Raw genomic sequence first — 16,731 nt, forward strand, 5'->3', positions numbered from 1 at the left:
GTTTTTATTTTATATCATCAAATGGATTTTATTGTAGTAATTTAGAAACCATTTGAGGAGTTTGGTTAGCTTGAGAAAGCATGCTAATACCAGCTTCGTTCAAGATTTTAAACTTCGTCATGTTAGACATTTCTTTTGCCATATCTGCATCTTCAATTTGAGAAGCTGCTGCCGCCATATTAGTAGATTGGCTGTTCACGTTGTTTAAGTTATGATCTAAGCGATTTAATTGAGAACCGAAAGTAGCTCTATTATCAGCAACTGTTTGGATAGCTTTATCTAGATTAGTAATAGCAGTACTTGCATCTGCTGTGGTCTTAACATTGGTACCAGTAGCCGTAAGTAGTGTATCAGCTTTTGCATTAATTGATGCAATTGTAAGTTTATCGCCAGATACATCAGAAAGCTGGATATCAATATCCGCTCCTGTTGCAGCTAATAAATTCTTACCATTGAAGTTTGTCTTTTCAGCGATATGATCAATTTCCTTGTGCAATTCTTGGAACTCTAAGTCTAAAGACGCTTGATCTTTTGTCTCGTTTGTACCGTTTGCGGATTGAGTTGCAATATCACGCATACGAAGTAAGATGTTAGAAATAGAATTCAAAGCAGAGTCAGTTGTACGTAAAGCAGACATAGCGTCTTGCGTGTTACGCGCCCCAACGTTTAATCCGCCTTCTTTTGCACGCATACGAGTAGCGATAGCTAAGCCAGCCGCATCGTCAGCAGCACTGTTAATAGATTTACCGCTAGATAAACGGTTCATAGAAGTGTTCATTTTGTCTTGATTTTGGCGCATGTATTCTTGTGTACGCATGCTATTAATGTTTGTATTAATTCTCATGTTAAGAGCCTCCAGTAGTTTTTATTTTATATCATCAAATGGATTTTATTGTAGTAATTTAGAAACCATTTGAGGAGTTTGGTTAGCTTGAGAAAGCATGCTAATACCAGCTTCGTTCAAGATTTTAAACTTCGTCATGTTAGACATTTCTTTTGCCATATCTGCATCTTCAATTTGAGAAGCTGCTGCCGCCATATTAGTAGATTGGCTGTTTACGTTGTTTAAGTTATGGTCTAAGCGATTTAATTGAGAGCCAAAGGTAGCTCTATTATCAGCAACTGTTTGAATAGCTGCGTCAAGAGCCGTAATAGAGTCAGATGCGTTTTTGGTGCTTTTAACATCTCCAGTAATTTTAAGCGTAGCAGCTGTTGCATCAATTGCTGTAATTGTAAGTTTATCACCAGATACATCGGAAAGCTGAACGTCAATATTGTTTGCAGCGGCAACTCCAGCTAATAAAGTTTTTCCATTAAAGTTTGTTTTTTCAGCAATATGAGTAATTTCACCTTTTAACTCTTGAAATTCTAGGTCCAACGAATCTTGGTCTTTTGTATCATTTGTACCGTTTGCAGATTGAGTTGCAATATCACGCATACGAAGTAAGATGTTAGAAATAGAATTCAAAGCAGAGTCAGTTGTACGTAAAGCAGACATAGCGTCTTGCGTGTTACGCGCCCCAACGTTTAATCCGCCTTCTTTTGCACGCATACGAGTAGCGATAGCTAAGCCAGCCGCATCGTCAGCAGCACTGTTAATAGATTTACCGCTAGATAAACGATTCATCGCAGTATTCATTTTGTCTTGGTTTTGTCGCATGTACTCTTGCGTACGCATGCTATTAATGTTTGTATTAATTCTCATGTTAAGAACCCCCATTTTTTTATATTGATTTTTCTGTTAATTGTTAAACGTAAATATGCAAAAAAATCAATTTCGAGATTAATTGTAATCCTTGGTATATATCGTGTCAACGAATAATTGTAATTAATGAATATAAAAAAATGATAATTTCCTATTTGTTCATTTTTTTATTACAATATTATCAAAAGGATTATTGCAAACTTTTAAAAAAAACTCTAATATTAGATTATCTTTGTTTACCGAAAAGGTGATATTATGATAGTTGGAAATATAGTAAAAGAAGTGCTTGCATATAAGAAAGGGCAAATTCAGCAAAAGCTAAGTAGTCCACAAGCATTTGTTAGTAGTCGTTTTCAAGAGAAGTTGCAGAGTGAACCTGCGAAGGAGACGAAGGCTACTACGCAGCCGGCAAAAGTAGAAGATATGAGTCAGCCGGTACAATCTACGAAAATAGAAGCGGTTGTTAATAAACCTGAAGAAACTATTAATAAAGTAGAGGAAGCGAGTAAGCCTGAAGAAAAGGCTGAAACGAAGAAAGCAGATGAAGTGCAAGTTGCGCAAAAAGAGTTTGAACGACGTTTCCCAGAAACGAAAAATGAGGCTGCTGATACGTGGGAATTAACGAAGAAGTATAATATTCAAAAAATACGTTCTTCCAATGAAGGGAAGTATGAGGATATTATTGATCGCGTAAGTCGTACATACGGAATTCCGAAAACGTTAATTCAAAAAATGATTGAAGTAGAGTCTAATTTTAATCCGAAAACGGTGTCACATGCAGGTGCGATGGGACTTATGCAGCTTATGCCAGCGAATGTGAAGGAGATGGGTGTGAAGAATCCCTTTTCACCAGCTGAAAGTATTGAAGGTGGCGTGAAAGAGTTAAGCGGTTATTTAAAGAAGAATAACGGCGACTTAGTATTGGCGCTTGCTTCTTACAATGCTGGTCCTGGGAATGTGAGAAAGTACGGAGGCGTGCCGCCATTTAAAGAAACGCAAGGATATATTAAAAAAATATTAAATATCGACGTTTCAAAATAGAGAGTTTCATATATAGAGAGAACATGAAATTTTCGTGAACATGATATGGGAGTTGGCTAGATTTGAAATTACAAGATGATATTCCGTTAACAATTTATTTTGAAATCGGAAATACGAAAAAGAAAATTGAAGATCTGCTTCATATTACGAAAGGTACATTGTATCGTCTTGAAAATTCAACGAAAAATACGGTGCGTCTTATGCTTGAGAATGAAGAGATTGGAACCGGAAAGATTTTGACGAAGAATGGGAAGATGTACGTTGAAATCGTTGAATTGAAAAGGTAGGGAAGGGGATTGTCATGAGTGGCGAAAAATTAAGCCAAGAGCAAATTGATGCCCTGCTGAAGGCGGTAAATGAAGGCGAGGAAATGCCAGCTTTCGCACAAGAAGCAGGAAAGCAAGAGAAATTTCAAGAGTATGATTTTAATAGACCAGAGAAGTTCGGTGTTGAGCATTTACGTAGTTTGCAAGCGATTGCTTCTACGTTTGGGAAACAGACGTCACAGACGTTATCAGCGCGTATGCGTATTCCAATTGAACTAGAGCCTTCAACGGTTGAGCAAGTTCCATTTACGAGTGAGTATGTGGAGAAAATGCCGAAAGATTATTATTTATATTGCGTAATTGATCTCGGTTTACCAGAGCTTGGAGAAATTGTTATTGAGATTGATTTAGCATTCGTTATTTATATTCATGAATGTTGGCTTGGCGGAGATAGTAAGCGTAACTTTACGATGCGCAGACCGTTAACAGCATTTGAGTTTTTAACGCTTGATAATATATTCTTGCTTCTTTGTAAAAATTTAGAGCAATCATTTGAAAGTGTTGTTGCGATTGAACCGAAATTTGTAACGACGGAAACAGATCCGAATGCATTAAAGATTACGACAGCGAGCGATATCATTTCATTACTTAACGTAAATATGAAAACAGATTTTTGGAATACGACGGTGCGTATCGGGATTCCGTTCTTATCTGTTGAAGAAATTATGGATAAGTTAACGTCTGAAAATATTGTCGAACATTCTTCGGACAAACGTAGGAAGTATACGTCTGAAGTGGAAGTGAAAGTAAATCAAGTGTACAAACCTGTTCACGTTGCGATTGGTGAGCAGAAAATGACAATGAGTGAGATTGAACAAATTGAAGAAGGCGATATTATTCCGCTTCATACGAAAGTCTCGGATGAATTACTTGGTTATGTAGATGGAAAGCATAAATTTAATTGTTTTATTGGAAAAGATGGAACGCGTAAGGCGCTTCTATTTAAAAGTTTTGTAGAGTAGGAGGATCCATATGAAGCATGAAGTATCTCCTGTGTCATTAATGGGATTAGAAGATTTTGCAGGAAAGCGAAATGAAGCAGGTAAAGCACATATTGATACTGTTTCAGATATTTCGATTGAACTTGGTGTAAAGCTTGGAAAGTCATCTATTACGCTCGGTGATGTAAAGCAGTTAAAAGTTGGCGATGTTCTTGAAGTAGAGAAAAACTTAGGACATAAAGTAGATGTGTATTTAAGTAATATGAAAGTCGGCATCGGTGAAGCAATTGTAATGGACGAGAAATTCGGTATTATCATTTCTGAAATTGAAGCTGATAAGAAACAAGCGGCGCTTATGAAAGCGCAAAGTCAAATGCAAGATAAAGAGTAGAGGAGGAGTCATATGTCGTATATGACGACCTTATTTCAAGTCGTTTTACTGTTTGGTGCGCTCGGTTACGGTGCATATTATATGACGAAAAAGACGCGCAAACAGCAGTTTTTTAAGCAGGGTGAAAATGGCCATATTCAAGTAAAAGACGGCGTGTATTTAAATCATCAAACGAGTGCCTTTTTATTTGAAGTGGACGGAAAGCAAGTGTTCACTGTTATTAGTAATAACGGTGTGCAGTCTGTGCAATTAACCGGAACAGGAAATCAGTTTCAACAAGCACTAGAAGACGCGGTGAAGACTGAAACGAAAAAAGTAGAGGATCCATCATGAGAATAAAGAAACAGTTATCATTATTAGCCGTTATTTTCGTATTTTCTATCGTTTTTTCAATTATTTTTGTAAATCCAGCGTATGCGGCCCCGAACGGTTTTATTAATTTCGAAAATGGAAAAGAGTTTACGAGTAATTCAAGTGTACAACTATTTGCGCTCGTTACCCTTTTATCATTATCTTCTTCTATCGTTCTATTATTTACACATTTTACTTATTTTATGATCGTTCTTGGGATTACACGTCAAGGACTTGGGGTAATGAATTTACCACCAAACCAAGTGCTTGTTGGACTTGCATTATTTTTATCACTCTTTACGATGCAGCCTGTAATCGGGCAACTGAAGAGCGATGTGTGGGATCCGATGACGAAAGAGAAAATAACAGTAAGTCAAGCTGCGGAAACGACAGCTCCTATTATGAAAGAATATATGTCAAAGCATACGTATAAGCATGATTTGAAAATGATGCTGAAAGTACGCGGAGAAGAGTTGCCGAAAGATTTAAAGGATCTTTCCTTATTTACACTCGTACCATCCTTTACGTTAACGCAAATTCAAAAAGGGTTACTTACAGGGATGTTCATTTATTTAGCGTTTGTATTTATAGATTTGATTATTAGTACACTTTTAATGTACCTCGGGATGATGATGGTACCGCCGATGATTTTAAGTTTACCGTTTAAAATACTCGTTTTCGTATATTTAGGTGGATATACAAAAATTGTCGATATTATGTTTAAGACGGTCGCCTGAAGCGCTTGATGCTATGTGATAGGAGTCATATAAATGAATACTTCACCAATTATAGATATTTTCCAAACCTTTTTTTATAAAGGGGTTATGATTTTAATGCCGATTGCCGTTGTAAGTCTAATTGTCGTTATTATTATCGCGGTTATTATGGCAATGATGCAAATTCAAGAGCAAACGCTGACGTTTTTACCGAAAATGGCGAGTATTGTGCTCGTTATTATCATTTTAGGTCCGTGGATGTTCCAAGAGTTAACGATGCTTATTTTAGATTTATTTGATAAAATCCCATCGCTATTGCGTTCGTACTAAGATAGGTGAACTGAAATGAATATGGAATTATGGGCGGCGACGTTTTTTGCGTTTTGTCGCATTACTTCATTTTTATATTTTCTACCGTTTTTCTCAGGTCGATCAATTCCGGCGATGGCAAAGGTTACATTTGGACTTGCTCTTTCAATTACAGTGGCCGATCAAGTGGATGTCTCTCACATCAAGACAGTTTGGGACGTTGCAGCTTATGCAGCAACGCAAATTGTAATTGGTTTATCACTTTCAAAAATTGTAGAGATGCTGTGGAACATTCCGAAAATGGCAGGGCATATTTTAGACTTTGATATTGGTTTATCACAAGCAAGTTTGTTTGATGTAAATGCAGGGTCACAGTCCACTTTGCTATCAACAATTTTTGATATATTTTTTCTTATTATTTTTATTTCACTTGGCGGCATTAACTATTTCGTTGCCACTATTTTAAAGTCGTTTCAATATACAGAGGCGATTTCAAAATTGTTGACGACTAGTTTTTTAGATAGTCTACTCGCAACGTTATTATTTGCGATCACATCAGCGGTTGAAATTGCTCTGCCGCTTATGGGAAGTTTATTCATCATTAATTTTGTTCTAATTTTAATTGCAAAAAACGCTCCGCAATTAAATGTTTTTATGAATGCATACGTAATTAAAATTACATGTGGTATTTTGTTTATTGCGATGAGTGTACCGATGCTCGGTTATGTGTTTAAAAATATGACGGATGTATTACTTGAAGAATATACGAAACTATTTAACTTTTTCTTAACGAAGTAGGGGGACGCGCATGGCAAAGGATAATAAAACAGAAAAGGCCACCCCGCAGAAGCGTAAAAAATCGCGTGAAGAAGGGAATATTGCCCGGAGTAAAGATTTAAATAATTTATTTTCCATTCTCGTATTAGCAGTTGTCGTTTATTTCTTCGGAGATTGGCTAGGTTATGAGATTGCAAATTCCGTAGCGGTGCTGTTTGATCAAATTGGAAAAAATACAGATTCAACCGAGTATTTTTATTTAATGGGGATTTTATTACTGAAAGTATCGGCTCCGATATTAATACTCGTATATGCTTTTCATTTATTCAATTATATGATTCAAGTCGGCTTCCTATTTTCTTCTAAAGTCATTAAACCGAAAGCGTCACGTATTAATCCGAAAAACTATTTTACGAGATTGTTTAGTCGTAAAAGTTTAGTAGATATTTTGAAATCACTGTTTTATATGGGATTAATCGGTTACGTTTCGTACGTTCTTTTTAAAAAGAATTTAGAGAAAATCGTCAGTATGATTGGATTTAACTGGACTGCGTCACTTACTGAAATTATTAGGCAAATTAAATTTATCTTCTTAGCAATTTTAATTATTTTAATCGTTCTTTCTATTATCGATTTCATTTATCAAAAATGGGAGTATGAACAAGATATTAAGATGAAAAAAGAAGAAGTGAAACAAGAGCATAAAGATAATGAAGGGGACCCGCAAGTAAAGGGGAAACGAAAAAACTTTATGCATGCGATCTTGCAAGGGACAATCGCGAAGAAGATGGATGGTGCAACGTTTATTGTGAACAACCCGACGCATATTTCAGTGGCGCTTCGGTACAATAAAGAAGTTGATGCGGCGCCTATTGTCGTTGCAAAAGGGGAAGATGAGCTCGCATTATATATACGAACGCTTGCCCGTGAACATGAAATACCAATGGTGGAAAACCGTCCGCTTGCTCGTTCTTTATATTATCAAGTCGAGGAAGATGAGACAATTCCTGAAGATTTATACGTAGCTGTAATTGAAGTTATGCGCTATTTAATTCAAACGAATGAACTTGAAGTATAATAGCGCGTTTGGAGGGGATCTCTTTGTTTAAGATGGATTCTGCAAGAACCTATTTTTCTATCTTTTTAGCAGCGTCATTCGTTGTGGCGCTCTTAATTCCACTTCCACCATTTATACTTGATATCGTTATCGTTTTTCTACTAAGTATGTCAGTGCTTATTTATATGCGAGCGACAAGTATTAACGAGTGGGATGAGTTAAAGTCATTTCCGACGATGTTGTTATTAATCGGGATTTTCCGCGTATCGATTAACGTTTCGACGACGCGAGCGATTTTAACAGACGGAAATGCGGGTCATGTTATTGAAGAGTTTGGCCAGTTCGTAATTGGCGGGAACTTATTAATTGGTATCGTTATTTTTATAGTTTTAATCATATTCCAGTTTATCGTTGCAAACGGTGCGTCTCGTACAGCTGAAGTAGCAGCTCGTTTTACACTTGATTCTTTACCAGGGAAACAAATGTCTATCGATGCTGATTTAAACCAGCGTATTATTTCAGAAAAAGATGCACAAGCAAAACGAAAAAAATTAAATATGGAAACAGAGTTTTACGGAGCGATGGATGGTGCCGGAAAGTTCATTAAAGGGGACGTTATTTTCGGGATTGTCATTTTATTCGTAAACATTATTTTCGGTTTAATTGTCGGAATGATGCAGCAAGGAATGAGCTTTGCAGATGCAGCTCTTCATTATACACAGTTAACTGTCGGTGACGGAATCGTAAACCAAATCGGTTCGTTAATGCTTGCAATTTCAACAGGTATTATCGTAACGCGTGTATTTGACGGCTCACCGGATACAGTAACAGAAGGTATCTTTAAAGAGCTATTAGCACATGAAGTCGTTGTATATGCACTTGGTGGTTTATTTATTGCAATGGGTGTTTTTACTCCGCTACCGTTTTTACCATTCGCACTCGTTGGTGGAACGATTATCTTCTTAGGCATTCGTAATAAAAATCGAATAAAGAAAGAAAAAGAAGACGAGCTTCAAAAAGAATTAGAAATGATTCAAGGTGAAGATGAGCAACTGCAACAAGTGGAAGATTCATTCGGAGTATTTACGGATAAATATCCGATTATTGTAGAACTCGGTTTAGATTTAGCAGCACTTGTAAAGCAGAAAATTAACGGGGAAACAGCTCGTGATAAAGTTGTTCTTATGCGGAAGTCGATTATTACTGACCTCGGTATTAACGTTCCTGGAATTAACTTTAAAGATAATACGAGCTTTAGACCACGTGGTCGTTACATTATTCGTATTAAAGGTGCGAAGGCGGCTGAAGGTGTTTTAAAATCAGGTTATTTATTAGCACTAAAAACACCGAACGTAATGGCTGATTTAGATGCAGAACCAGCGAAAGATCCAATTTTCGGCGAAGATGGATATTGGATTTTAGAGCATATGGTGCAAGATGCACAAATGAAAGGCTATCAAGTGTTAGAGCCGCTTAGCATATTAATTACACATTTAGATGTTGTCGTAAGACGTAATCTGCATGAATTAATTCAGCGCCAACATGTAAAAGACTTAATTAACTCGCTTGAAAATGATAATGGCGTTCTATTAGAAGAGATTAAGAAGAAAGAAATTGATTTATCACTCGTTCAAAATGTTATTAAACAACTTCTAAAAGAAGGTATTTCTATTCGTGATTTACCAACAATTATTGAAGGTATTATTGACGGAAAAGAAGTGTATCAAAATCACGTTGATGGTGTGACATCATTTGTTCGTGAATGTATTTCAAAAGTTATTTGTGAAAATGCGAAAAATCCGGACGGAAAAATTTATGCAGCGCTCTTCTCTGATTCAATTGAGTTAGATGCGGATGTTGTGAATAATTCATATCAAGGTTACTTGTTAAACTGGGATTTAGATTTAGAAACACGTGTCGTTGAGCAAGTGCAGCGCGTCTTTAAGCAAGCACGTTTAATGGGAAGAGAACCAGTGTTATTAACACGTAGAAAAGATTTTAGATTTGCAATTGTAAGACTGCTAGAACGTTATCAAGTAGAAGCACAAGTACTTTGTATTAGCGAATTAGCACCAGAAATTGTTGTGGATCAAATTGCCTATATTGAATAGTAGGGGGTGAAGTAATGGAAAGTACAGAAAAGAAAGAAGCGTTAATGCGAATAAAAGCAGCTTCGAAAAATGAATTGTATCGAAAGTTATTTGACCAATATGGTACAGATTATTATTACGTTGTCGATGAAAGTGTAAAACGAAATATACCGTTTTTCTGGAAAAAGGATTATGAAATGTTAGTTGCTTTTCCAGAAGAAAAACAGGAAGAAGTGAATGAAGGTACAGCTCAATTTCATGAACAGTTAATGGATGTTGTGAATGATCCTTCAGAACAAATTGTGAAGGCCAATGGAATTCAATCAGTACTGCACAATTTAGAAAACGTAACGACTTCTATGTCATACGCGGCAATGCAAACAGGAAATAGTGAAGAATGGGCAAGAAAAAAAGAAAAACTATTAAAGCTGTTTGAAAAAGGAATTGTCGTGGTGAAACAGACGAAAGAAACGGAAGTACCGAAAAAGAAAAAAGTTGTGAAACAAGTCGTTCCGGTAAAGAAAGAAGAAGTAGTTCCAAAGAAAGAAAGTCAAGAATCTGTACCGTTTATTATTCAAAAGGTAATTCGGATGCTAGAACAAAACGATGTAGAACAATATTTCATTTATGCTTATGCTGAAAAGTTAAAAATAAAGTTTGAAAATGCAACGATGATTACGGAAGAAGAAGTTATTAGGTACATATTGGAAGATATGAAATCTCATTTCAATACGGAAAACGTCTTTGAAAAAGAAGTACAAACAATTGCATTAATCGGTCCAACTGGTGTTGGTAAAACGACGACGCTTGCGAAAATGGCATGGCAATTTCACGGTAAGAACAAAACAGTTGGTTTTATAACGACAGATCATTCGCGCATAGGGACAGTGCAGCAATTGCAAGATAACGTAAAGACAATTGGATCGGAAGTAATTGCTGTGCGTGATGAAGCTGCAATGACAAGAGCGCTTACGTATTTTAAAGAAGAAGCGCGCGTCGATTATATTTTAATTGATACAGCCGGAAAAAATTATCGTACGACAGAAACAGTAGAAGAAATGATTGAAACGATGGGACAAGTAGAGCCAGATTATATTTGTTTAACGTTATCAGCTTCGATGAAAAGTAAAGATATGATTGAAATCATTACAAACTTTAAAGATATTCATATAGATGGTATTGTGTTTACAAAATTTGATGAAACAGCAAGTAGTGGTGAATTGTTGAAAATTCCAGCAGTATCATCAGCTCCTATTGTATTAATGACAGATGGCCAAGACATAAGGAAAAATATACATATCGCTACAGCTGAACATTTAGCGAAACAAATGTTACAAACATCGTAGAAAAGAGGTGAAGAATAAGGCGCTTGCCTTATTCAAACGAATATGAACGGTCTTTATATAGGTTCTATGGGTATGATGAACTACATGCAGCGAATTAATGTTCATTCGAATAACGTTGCAAATGCTCAAACGACAGGATTTAAAGCAGAAAATATGACGTCTAAAGTATTTGATGTACAAGACACATATCGCCGCGGAGATGGGGCGGTAACAAATATCGGTTCGGTCGATTATGCTGTAGTACCAGCTGCAACACATGTGAATTTAGTACAAGGAAATATACAAATGACAAATAGCGCTACAGATTTCTTTTTAGATGACGGCGCAGCCGGCACAACATCATTTTTCGTTACTTCTAAAAATGATGAAACGTTTTTAACGAGAGATGGTAGTTTCACATTAAATAGTGATCGTTATTTACAAACATCTTCAGGTACTTTCGTAATGGGAGAGAATAATGAGCGTATTCGTATTCCGGAAGGAGCAAAGGTTGCTGTACAAGCAGACGGTACATTATATGATGAAGTAACACAAAATAATATTGCTCGTTTGCAAACAAAAACAGTAGATGCAGAAACGAATGCTCGTCTCGTGCAACGTGAAAATAAAAGCTTTACACTAGCAGAAGGAAACATTGCTAATTTACCGAACGGAACAGGAATAGTAAAAAATCATATGCTAGAAAATTCAAATGTAGATATGACGAAAGAGATGGCCGATCTTATGACGGATCAAAAGATGATTCAAGCATCACAGCGCGTTATGACGTCATTTGATAAAATTTATGAAAAAGAAGCGAATGAAATATTGAGATAAAGGACTTCCAAAAGTGGGAGTCTTTTTTGTTATTGATTTTATTACAGTTACATCATAAAATGATAATGATTATCAATATCATTTTATCTATTTTCATAAGAACAGAATTTCATAATGACAGCAATATTTGTTTAACTAAGTGAATTAAAAACAAGGGGATGGTGTATATATGTCTACAAAGAATCAACTTTGCATTGGATTATGTTTAATTTCTAGAAAGAAAGAACAAGAGAATGAGTTTAATTCCGGAATTGATGAACAAGTAGAGTTGGCACTACAGGCAGAAAAGGCTAAGTTAGATTTTGTTTTTAAAGCCGATTATTTAGTGGCGCACCCAGATTTAATTGCTCGTAATAAAGGGAATGTCATTTTAGACCCGACGTTACTGTTTACTGCTATTGCTTATGCGACAGAAAAAATTGGAGTCGTTACAACTGCTTCAACTTCGTTTTATCCACCATATATATTAGCAAGGCAATTACAATCGTTACACTGGATTAGTAACGGCCGAGTAGGGTGGAATATTGTTACATCCATTGACGGTGCTGAAAACTTTGGTGAGGAAGGGATGCCATCATCTGAGGAACGATACGCGAAAGCGGCAGAATGTACAGAGTTAGTAAGAAAACTTTGGAGGAGTCACCCTAATGAAGTATTGAAAGTAGATAATCCTGATGTTATTAGAGAGATGGTAAAGCCTATTGAGCATAATGGTGAGTACTTTAAGGTAAAAGGTCCACTTAATATTCCGCAGCATATATCAGGAGAAATGCCATTATTTCAAGCCGGTGCTTCAGAGTCTGGTCGGAATTTTGCTGCTTCTGTTGCTGATGCAATTTTTGCTGCAACGCCTGATATAGAGTCAGGTATTGAACTTCGTCAAGATTTAAGAAGAAGAGCAGAAAAACATGGCCGAAAGCAAGATGCTATACGAGTATTACCTGGATTATATTTCTTTATAGGTGATACATATGAAGAAGCGTTAGAAATGCATAGGCAAGCTCATCAACATCTCACAAAAGAGAAGAGATATGCGTTACTTGAAATGGTTCTCGGATTAGATGCGAGAGGGATTCCGCAAGAAAGTAAAATTACAGAAGAGATGCTGCCAAGTCGGGATCAAACTGTTCGCAGTAAAACTCATGCCGAGTTATTACGGAACTTCATTATTAAAAATGAACCAACAGTTGAACAAATACTAGAACGACCAGAAGTTGTTGGATCGGCTCATTGGGTTGCAGTTGGTACACCAAAAGACGTTGCGAAGCAAATTATGGATAGGTTTGAAGCAGGGGCGTTAGATGGATTTATTGCCATTCCAGGAGGACCTCCAAAGTCACTAGATCTATTCTTTAGTGAAGTCATCCCTTTATTTGTGAAGGCGGGTGTATTTAGGGAAGAGTATACAGGTTCTACTTTACGGGAGCATTTGGCGGGGAACATATTAAATACTTTACAGTTAAAATAAATAATAGTATGTAGAAAAAAGCCTTATTATAAAAGGCTTTTTTTGTTTGAAATTAAAAATTCTGAAATATAAGTTGACTGTATGAATGTTATTTTTTATATTAGTAGGTATAACTATAACTACTAAAGAGGTGAGAGTATGACAACGGCATTATATTTAGAAGATGCATACAAAACGAGTTGCGAAACAGAAGTGATAAAAGTAGAAGGGAATAAAGTATTTCTAAAAGAAACAGTTTTTTATCCAACTGGTGGAGGGCAGGAATGTGATACGGGTGTCATTGTACAAGATGGGTCTGTATTTGAAGTTGAAAAAGTAAAGAGGGAGCAGGGAGAAATAGTTCACTATATAAAAGGTGAAGCTCAAGTAAAATTAGGTCCAGTTAAATTAGAGATGAATTGGGAAAGACGTCATAATTTAATGCGTCATCACTCTTTACTGCATCTTATCGGAGCTGTTGTTTATGAAAAGTATGGAGCACTATGCACCGGAAACCAAATTTACCCTGATAAAGCACGTATCGATTTTAATGAGTTACAAGAGTTATCGAGCGTGGAAGTAGAAGAAATTGTTGAGGAAGTGAATAAACTTATTGAGCAAAATAAAGAAATTTCCACTCGCTATATGAGCCGCGAAGAAGCAGAAAATGCTGTAGGAATGATTAAAACAGCAATAAATCTCCTGCCAACTACTATCCAAGAAATCCGCATTGTTACAATTGAAAATTTAGACGAACAAGCTTGTGGAGGCACACATGTGAAAAATACGAGTGAAATAGGAACACTTGTTATTGATAAAGTAAAAAGTAAAGGGAAGCAAAATCGTCGTTTTGAAGTAAGGGCGATTTAGATTGTGAGGGGTTACCGATGGATGAAATTATAAAGGAATTACAAAAGTTAGGATTTTCCCAGTATGAATGTAAAGCGTATATTGGATTGTTAAAACACTCCCCAGTAACAGGCTATGAAGTGAGTAAGCAAACAGGAGTACCTCGTTCTATGATTTACGAGGTACTCGGTAAGTTAATGGATAAAGGAGCGGTGCATATTGTACCTTCTGAACCAGTTAAATATGTACCAGTACCAGCTACCGAATTAATGAATCGAATGCGAAAAGACTTTGAAAAGTCCTTTGAATTTTTAGATGAGAAATTAAATTGTTTAGAACAAGAGCGACAAATAGATGTAATTTCGCATATTCGCTCAAATGATCGTGTTTTAAAAGAAATATGCAATATAATTAATAGGGCAAAGGAAGAATTATGGATTTCTGTATGGGAAGAACAAGTGCATGAAATTGAGCCATACATTCATCAAAAGGAAGAGGAAGGCGTACATATATTTTCAATCTTATTTGGAGCTCCAGAAACAAAAATAGGAGCGACGTTTCACCATAATTATATGACGCCCCACGTTGTTGAAAAGAGAATGGGTGGTCATTTAACTGTTATTGCTCGTGATGGAGAGGAAGTATTAATTGCGAACTTCTCAAATGATAGCACTTCATGGGCCGTTACAACGTATGACCCAGCGCTAGTTCTCGTTGCGACAGAGTATGTGCGGCACGATATTATGGTTGAAGAAATCACAAAGGAATTTGGAGCTGATAAGTTAGATACGTTATGGCGTGAAAATATAGATTTAGTTCATGTCGTAACAGGAAAACGAACTTTAGAAGGAATGGAGGATGATAAGGATGAGTAAAGCTGAGGCACATGTAGCTTTGCAGAGCGATGATACATTTCAGCAAGGAGTAAAAGATTGTTTACCAACTGTATTTGGTTATTTGAGCATCGGTATAGCAGCTGGTGTAATTGCAAAAACAGCAGGTTTTTCTATCATTGAAATTGCATTTATGTCCACTTTAATTTATGCAGGTTCTGCCCAATTTATATTAGCTGGTATGTATGCAGCCGGTGCTCCTGCTTCCGCAATTATTTTCACTGTATTTTTTGTTAATTTACGCCATTTATTAATGAGCGCAGCGCTTGCACCGTACTTTACGAAAATTCCTCTATTTAAAAACTTAATCATCGGTTCGCAAATTACAGATGAAACTTTCGGCGTTGCAGTGCAGCATGCAGCGCAAAAAGGATATTTAGGTGAAAGATGGATGATTGGGCTTAACGTAACAGCGTATTTAAATTGGATACTTGCTACCATTATTGGTGGGCTATTTGGTGAGTGGATACCAGATCCACATACATACGGGATGGATTATGCATTACCAGCGATGTTTATCGGATTATTTGTTCTTCAGCTCATAAGTAGTAAACCAAAACTAGTAATTCATTTAAGTGTTGCAATTGTATCGATTATTATCGCATACGTTTCACACCTATTTATGCCAGATAGTATAGCGGTTATTATCGCAACATTACTAGCTGCGACGATTGGAGTGGTGATTGAAAAATGGAAATGAGATTAGATGTATTATTACTTTTACTAGCAGCAGGAGCTGTTACACTCGTGCCACGTATTTTACCTCTACTCGTATTTAGCAAACTACAAATTCCTGACTGGGGTTTAAAATGGTTAAATTACATACCAATTGCGATATTAGCAGCGCTTTTAGCACAAGTTTTATTTATGCATGAGACGATGCAGTGGGATTATCTTATTGCAGCAATCCCAACATTTCTTGTTGCAATATATACTCGTAGTTTATTAGGTACAGTATTAACGGGAGTGGTTGTGATTATTTTGTTACGTTTCTTTTTCTAAAAAGGATTACGCTCATATAATAGCGAAAAGTGTAATAACATGAAAAATATAGGGGTGGTGTTATGATACTTTTAACGATAGGAGCAATTTTGTTAACGTTGTTTATTTTCTTTATTCTCGGTTTTATTACATTTATGATGTTTGTTGATAAGGCGACGCCTCAAATATATTATACACCTTGTGAATCAGTGACAGTGAAAGCTAAAGGTAAACATAGAAGGAAGAAAAGTTGAAAGTTGGCTTTTCTTCCTTCTTCTATTACATCCCCGAAAGAACTAACAACAACAGCCCAAATAAAAAACTAATAAAGGAAAGAAAACCAATACATATCGAGAACACACGATTATTTCTCCATTCGCGCCAGCAAACGATAAATCCTAAAATACAAAGGAAAAACCAAATGGGCAGGAATATGAACTCGCTAACTTTCTCGGGGAGTAACGAATAAAAAGTTGTTACATATAAGATCCAATTTGTAAAAAATAAAATGCAAATGATAATAGATTGTAAGTAGGGGCGGTTGAAAAATCTCCTTTTTTTTACGGTTTTAAAAATGATAGTTAGCGCTGAGATAAAGGCAATGAGTATGAAAACAAGTAAGAGTAATGTCAGCGTCATTTGATTCTCCTTTATAAGATTGTTTTTATCACGCATGGGCAGTAAGATCCACACCT

General features: G+C 36.2%; 21 protein-coding genes. 18 read left to right on the forward strand and 3 right to left on the reverse strand.

Annotated features, from left to right (window positions below):
- Window positions 1-28 precede the first annotated feature (28 nt).
- Window positions 29-844: a flagellin N-terminal helical domain-containing protein gene (locus AC241_RS08730; protein ID WP_050843168.1), complete on the reverse strand. Its 816-nt coding sequence runs from the start codon at window positions 842-844 to the stop codon at window positions 29-31.
- A 45-nt stretch (window positions 845-889) separates the two neighbouring features.
- Window positions 890-1,705, reverse strand: coding sequence for a flagellin N-terminal helical domain-containing protein (locus tag AC241_RS08735; RefSeq protein ID WP_050843170.1), 816 nt, complete (start codon window positions 1,703-1,705; stop codon window positions 890-892).
- Between the two features lie 255 nt (window positions 1,706-1,960).
- Between AC241_RS08735 and AC241_RS08740 the strand changes: the two genes are divergently transcribed.
- The 18 genes from AC241_RS08740 (at window position 1,961) to AC241_RS08825 (ending at window position 16,290) form a co-directional block, all read left to right on the forward strand.
- Window positions 1,961-2,746, forward strand: a complete 786-nt coding sequence (locus AC241_RS08740; RefSeq protein WP_050843172.1) for a lytic transglycosylase domain-containing protein — start codon at window positions 1,961-1,963, stop codon at window positions 2,744-2,746.
- 62 nt (window positions 2,747-2,808) lie between these two features.
- On the forward strand, window positions 2,809-3,033 hold the full coding sequence (locus tag AC241_RS08745; protein ID WP_000775712.1) for a flagellar motor switch protein FliN: 225 nt from the start codon (window positions 2,809-2,811) through the stop codon (window positions 3,031-3,033).
- Between the two features lie 14 nt (window positions 3,034-3,047).
- Window positions 3,048-4,034, forward strand: a complete 987-nt coding sequence (gene fliM / locus AC241_RS08750; protein ID WP_000012361.1) for a flagellar motor switch protein FliM — start codon at window positions 3,048-3,050, stop codon at window positions 4,032-4,034.
- A 10-nt stretch (window positions 4,035-4,044) separates the two neighbouring features.
- Window positions 4,045-4,404, forward strand: coding sequence for a flagellar motor switch protein FliN (fliN, locus tag AC241_RS08755; protein ID WP_000680010.1), 360 nt, complete (start codon window positions 4,045-4,047; stop codon window positions 4,402-4,404).
- Between the two features lie 12 nt (window positions 4,405-4,416).
- Window positions 4,417-4,737, forward strand: a complete 321-nt coding sequence (locus AC241_RS08760; RefSeq protein ID WP_000121178.1) for a hypothetical protein — start codon at window positions 4,417-4,419, stop codon at window positions 4,735-4,737.
- Window positions 4,734-5,492 (forward strand): flagellar type III secretion system pore protein FliP, encoded by a 759-nt coding sequence (locus tag AC241_RS08765; protein ID WP_050843174.1) that lies wholly within the window; start codon window positions 4,734-4,736, stop codon window positions 5,490-5,492. Before AC241_RS08760 ends, AC241_RS08765 begins: the two co-directional genes overlap by 4 nt.
- 33 nt (window positions 5,493-5,525) lie before the next feature.
- Window positions 5,526-5,801, forward strand: a complete 276-nt coding sequence (locus AC241_RS08770) for a flagellar biosynthetic protein FliQ (RefSeq protein ID WP_001098080.1) — start codon at window positions 5,526-5,528, stop codon at window positions 5,799-5,801.
- A gap of 15 nt (window positions 5,802-5,816) precedes the next feature.
- A complete protein-coding gene (locus AC241_RS08775; protein ID WP_001055695.1) occupies window positions 5,817-6,578 on the forward strand; it encodes a flagellar biosynthetic protein FliR in 762 nt (253 codons plus the stop codon).
- A 10-nt stretch (window positions 6,579-6,588) separates the two neighbouring features.
- The gene (flhB, locus tag AC241_RS08780; protein WP_050843177.1) at window positions 6,589-7,635 is read left to right on the forward strand and encodes a flagellar type III secretion system protein FlhB; all 1,047 of its coding nucleotides are present in this window, start codon (window positions 6,589-6,591) and stop codon (window positions 7,633-7,635) included.
- Window positions 7,636-7,658: 23 nt separating this feature from the next.
- Window positions 7,659-9,725, forward strand: coding sequence for a flagellar biosynthesis protein FlhA (flhA, locus tag AC241_RS08785; protein ID WP_050843180.1), 2,067 nt, complete (start codon window positions 7,659-7,661; stop codon window positions 9,723-9,725).
- Between the two features lie 14 nt (window positions 9,726-9,739).
- Window positions 9,740-11,050, forward strand: a complete 1,311-nt coding sequence (gene flhF / locus AC241_RS08790; protein ID WP_000446182.1) for a flagellar biosynthesis GTPase FlhF — start codon at window positions 9,740-9,742, stop codon at window positions 11,048-11,050.
- Between the two features lie 42 nt (window positions 11,051-11,092).
- Window positions 11,093-11,866 (forward strand): flagellar basal-body rod protein FlgG, encoded by a 774-nt coding sequence (locus tag AC241_RS08795; RefSeq protein ID WP_080990760.1) that lies wholly within the window; start codon window positions 11,093-11,095, stop codon window positions 11,864-11,866.
- A 169-nt stretch (window positions 11,867-12,035) separates the two neighbouring features.
- Window positions 12,036-13,334, forward strand: a complete 1,299-nt coding sequence (locus tag AC241_RS08800; RefSeq protein WP_050843182.1) for an NtaA/DmoA family FMN-dependent monooxygenase — start codon at window positions 12,036-12,038, stop codon at window positions 13,332-13,334.
- A gap of 138 nt (window positions 13,335-13,472) precedes the next feature.
- A complete protein-coding gene (locus AC241_RS08805; protein WP_029441915.1) occupies window positions 13,473-14,183 on the forward strand; it encodes an alanyl-tRNA editing protein in 711 nt (236 codons plus the stop codon).
- Window positions 14,184-14,200: 17 nt separating this feature from the next.
- Window positions 14,201-15,037 (forward strand): TrmB family transcriptional regulator, encoded by an 837-nt coding sequence (locus AC241_RS08810; protein ID WP_029441916.1) that lies wholly within the window; start codon window positions 14,201-14,203, stop codon window positions 15,035-15,037.
- Window positions 15,030-15,755, forward strand: a complete 726-nt coding sequence (locus tag AC241_RS08815; RefSeq protein WP_016082166.1) for an AzlC family ABC transporter permease — start codon at window positions 15,030-15,032, stop codon at window positions 15,753-15,755. The genes AC241_RS08810 and AC241_RS08815 overlap by 8 nt, the downstream gene beginning before the upstream one ends.
- Complete coding sequence (locus AC241_RS08820; protein WP_000425944.1) at window positions 15,746-16,057, forward strand: AzlD domain-containing protein; 312 nt, start codon at window positions 15,746-15,748, stop codon at window positions 16,055-16,057. The genes AC241_RS08815 and AC241_RS08820 overlap by 10 nt, the downstream gene beginning before the upstream one ends.
- Before the next feature lie 62 nt (window positions 16,058-16,119).
- Window positions 16,120-16,290, forward strand: a complete 171-nt coding sequence (locus AC241_RS08825) for a DUF3951 domain-containing protein (RefSeq protein ID WP_000602245.1) — start codon at window positions 16,120-16,122, stop codon at window positions 16,288-16,290.
- Between the two features lie 25 nt (window positions 16,291-16,315).
- On the opposite strand, the gene AC241_RS08830 is transcribed toward AC241_RS08825, so the two are convergent.
- On the reverse strand, window positions 16,316-16,675 hold the full coding sequence (locus AC241_RS08830) for a hypothetical protein (RefSeq protein ID WP_050843184.1): 360 nt from the start codon (window positions 16,673-16,675) through the stop codon (window positions 16,316-16,318).
- Window positions 16,676-16,731 lie beyond the last annotated feature (56 nt).

This window comes from Bacillus thuringiensis (genome assembly GCF_001182785.1).
In the GTDB taxonomy this organism is placed as follows: Bacteria; Bacillota; Bacilli; order Bacillales; family Bacillaceae_G; genus Bacillus_A; species Bacillus_A thuringiensis_S.

Coding starts and splice junctions, on each gene's coding strand:
- AC241_RS08735 (WP_050843170.1), bottom strand. CDS start 1,705: ATGAGAATTAATACAAACATTAATAGCATGCGTACGCAAGAGTACATG.
- flhB (WP_050843177.1), top strand. CDS start 6,589: ATGGCAAAGGATAATAAAACAGAAAAGGCCACCCCGCAGAAGCGTAAA.
- fliN (WP_000680010.1), top strand. CDS start 4,045: ATGAAGCATGAAGTATCTCCTGTGTCATTAATGGGATTAGAAGATTTT.
- AC241_RS08800 (WP_050843182.1), top strand. CDS start 12,036: ATGTCTACAAAGAATCAACTTTGCATTGGATTATGTTTAATTTCTAGA.
- AC241_RS08770 (WP_001098080.1), top strand. CDS start 5,526: ATGAATACTTCACCAATTATAGATATTTTCCAAACCTTTTTTTATAAA.
- AC241_RS08760 (WP_000121178.1), top strand. CDS start 4,417: ATGTCGTATATGACGACCTTATTTCAAGTCGTTTTACTGTTTGGTGCG.
- AC241_RS08820 (WP_000425944.1), top strand. CDS start 15,746: ATGGAAATGAGATTAGATGTATTATTACTTTTACTAGCAGCAGGAGCT.
- fliM (WP_000012361.1), top strand. CDS start 3,048: ATGAGTGGCGAAAAATTAAGCCAAGAGCAAATTGATGCCCTGCTGAAG.
- AC241_RS08805 (WP_029441915.1), top strand. CDS start 13,473: ATGACAACGGCATTATATTTAGAAGATGCATACAAAACGAGTTGCGAA.
- AC241_RS08830 (WP_050843184.1), bottom strand. CDS start 16,675: ATGACGCTGACATTACTCTTACTTGTTTTCATACTCATTGCCTTTATC.
- AC241_RS08815 (WP_016082166.1), top strand. CDS start 15,030: ATGAGTAAAGCTGAGGCACATGTAGCTTTGCAGAGCGATGATACATTT.
- AC241_RS08775 (WP_001055695.1), top strand. CDS start 5,817: ATGAATATGGAATTATGGGCGGCGACGTTTTTTGCGTTTTGTCGCATT.
- AC241_RS08825 (WP_000602245.1), top strand. CDS start 16,120: ATGATACTTTTAACGATAGGAGCAATTTTGTTAACGTTGTTTATTTTC.
- AC241_RS08730 (WP_050843168.1), bottom strand. CDS start 844: ATGAGAATTAATACAAACATTAATAGCATGCGTACACAAGAATACATG.
- AC241_RS08765 (WP_050843174.1), top strand. CDS start 4,734: ATGAGAATAAAGAAACAGTTATCATTATTAGCCGTTATTTTCGTATTT.
- AC241_RS08740 (WP_050843172.1), top strand. CDS start 1,961: ATGATAGTTGGAAATATAGTAAAAGAAGTGCTTGCATATAAGAAAGGG.
- AC241_RS08810 (WP_029441916.1), top strand. CDS start 14,201: ATGGATGAAATTATAAAGGAATTACAAAAGTTAGGATTTTCCCAGTAT.
- AC241_RS08795 (WP_080990760.1), top strand. CDS start 11,093: ATGAACGGTCTTTATATAGGTTCTATGGGTATGATGAACTACATGCAG.
- flhF (WP_000446182.1), top strand. CDS start 9,740: ATGGAAAGTACAGAAAAGAAAGAAGCGTTAATGCGAATAAAAGCAGCT.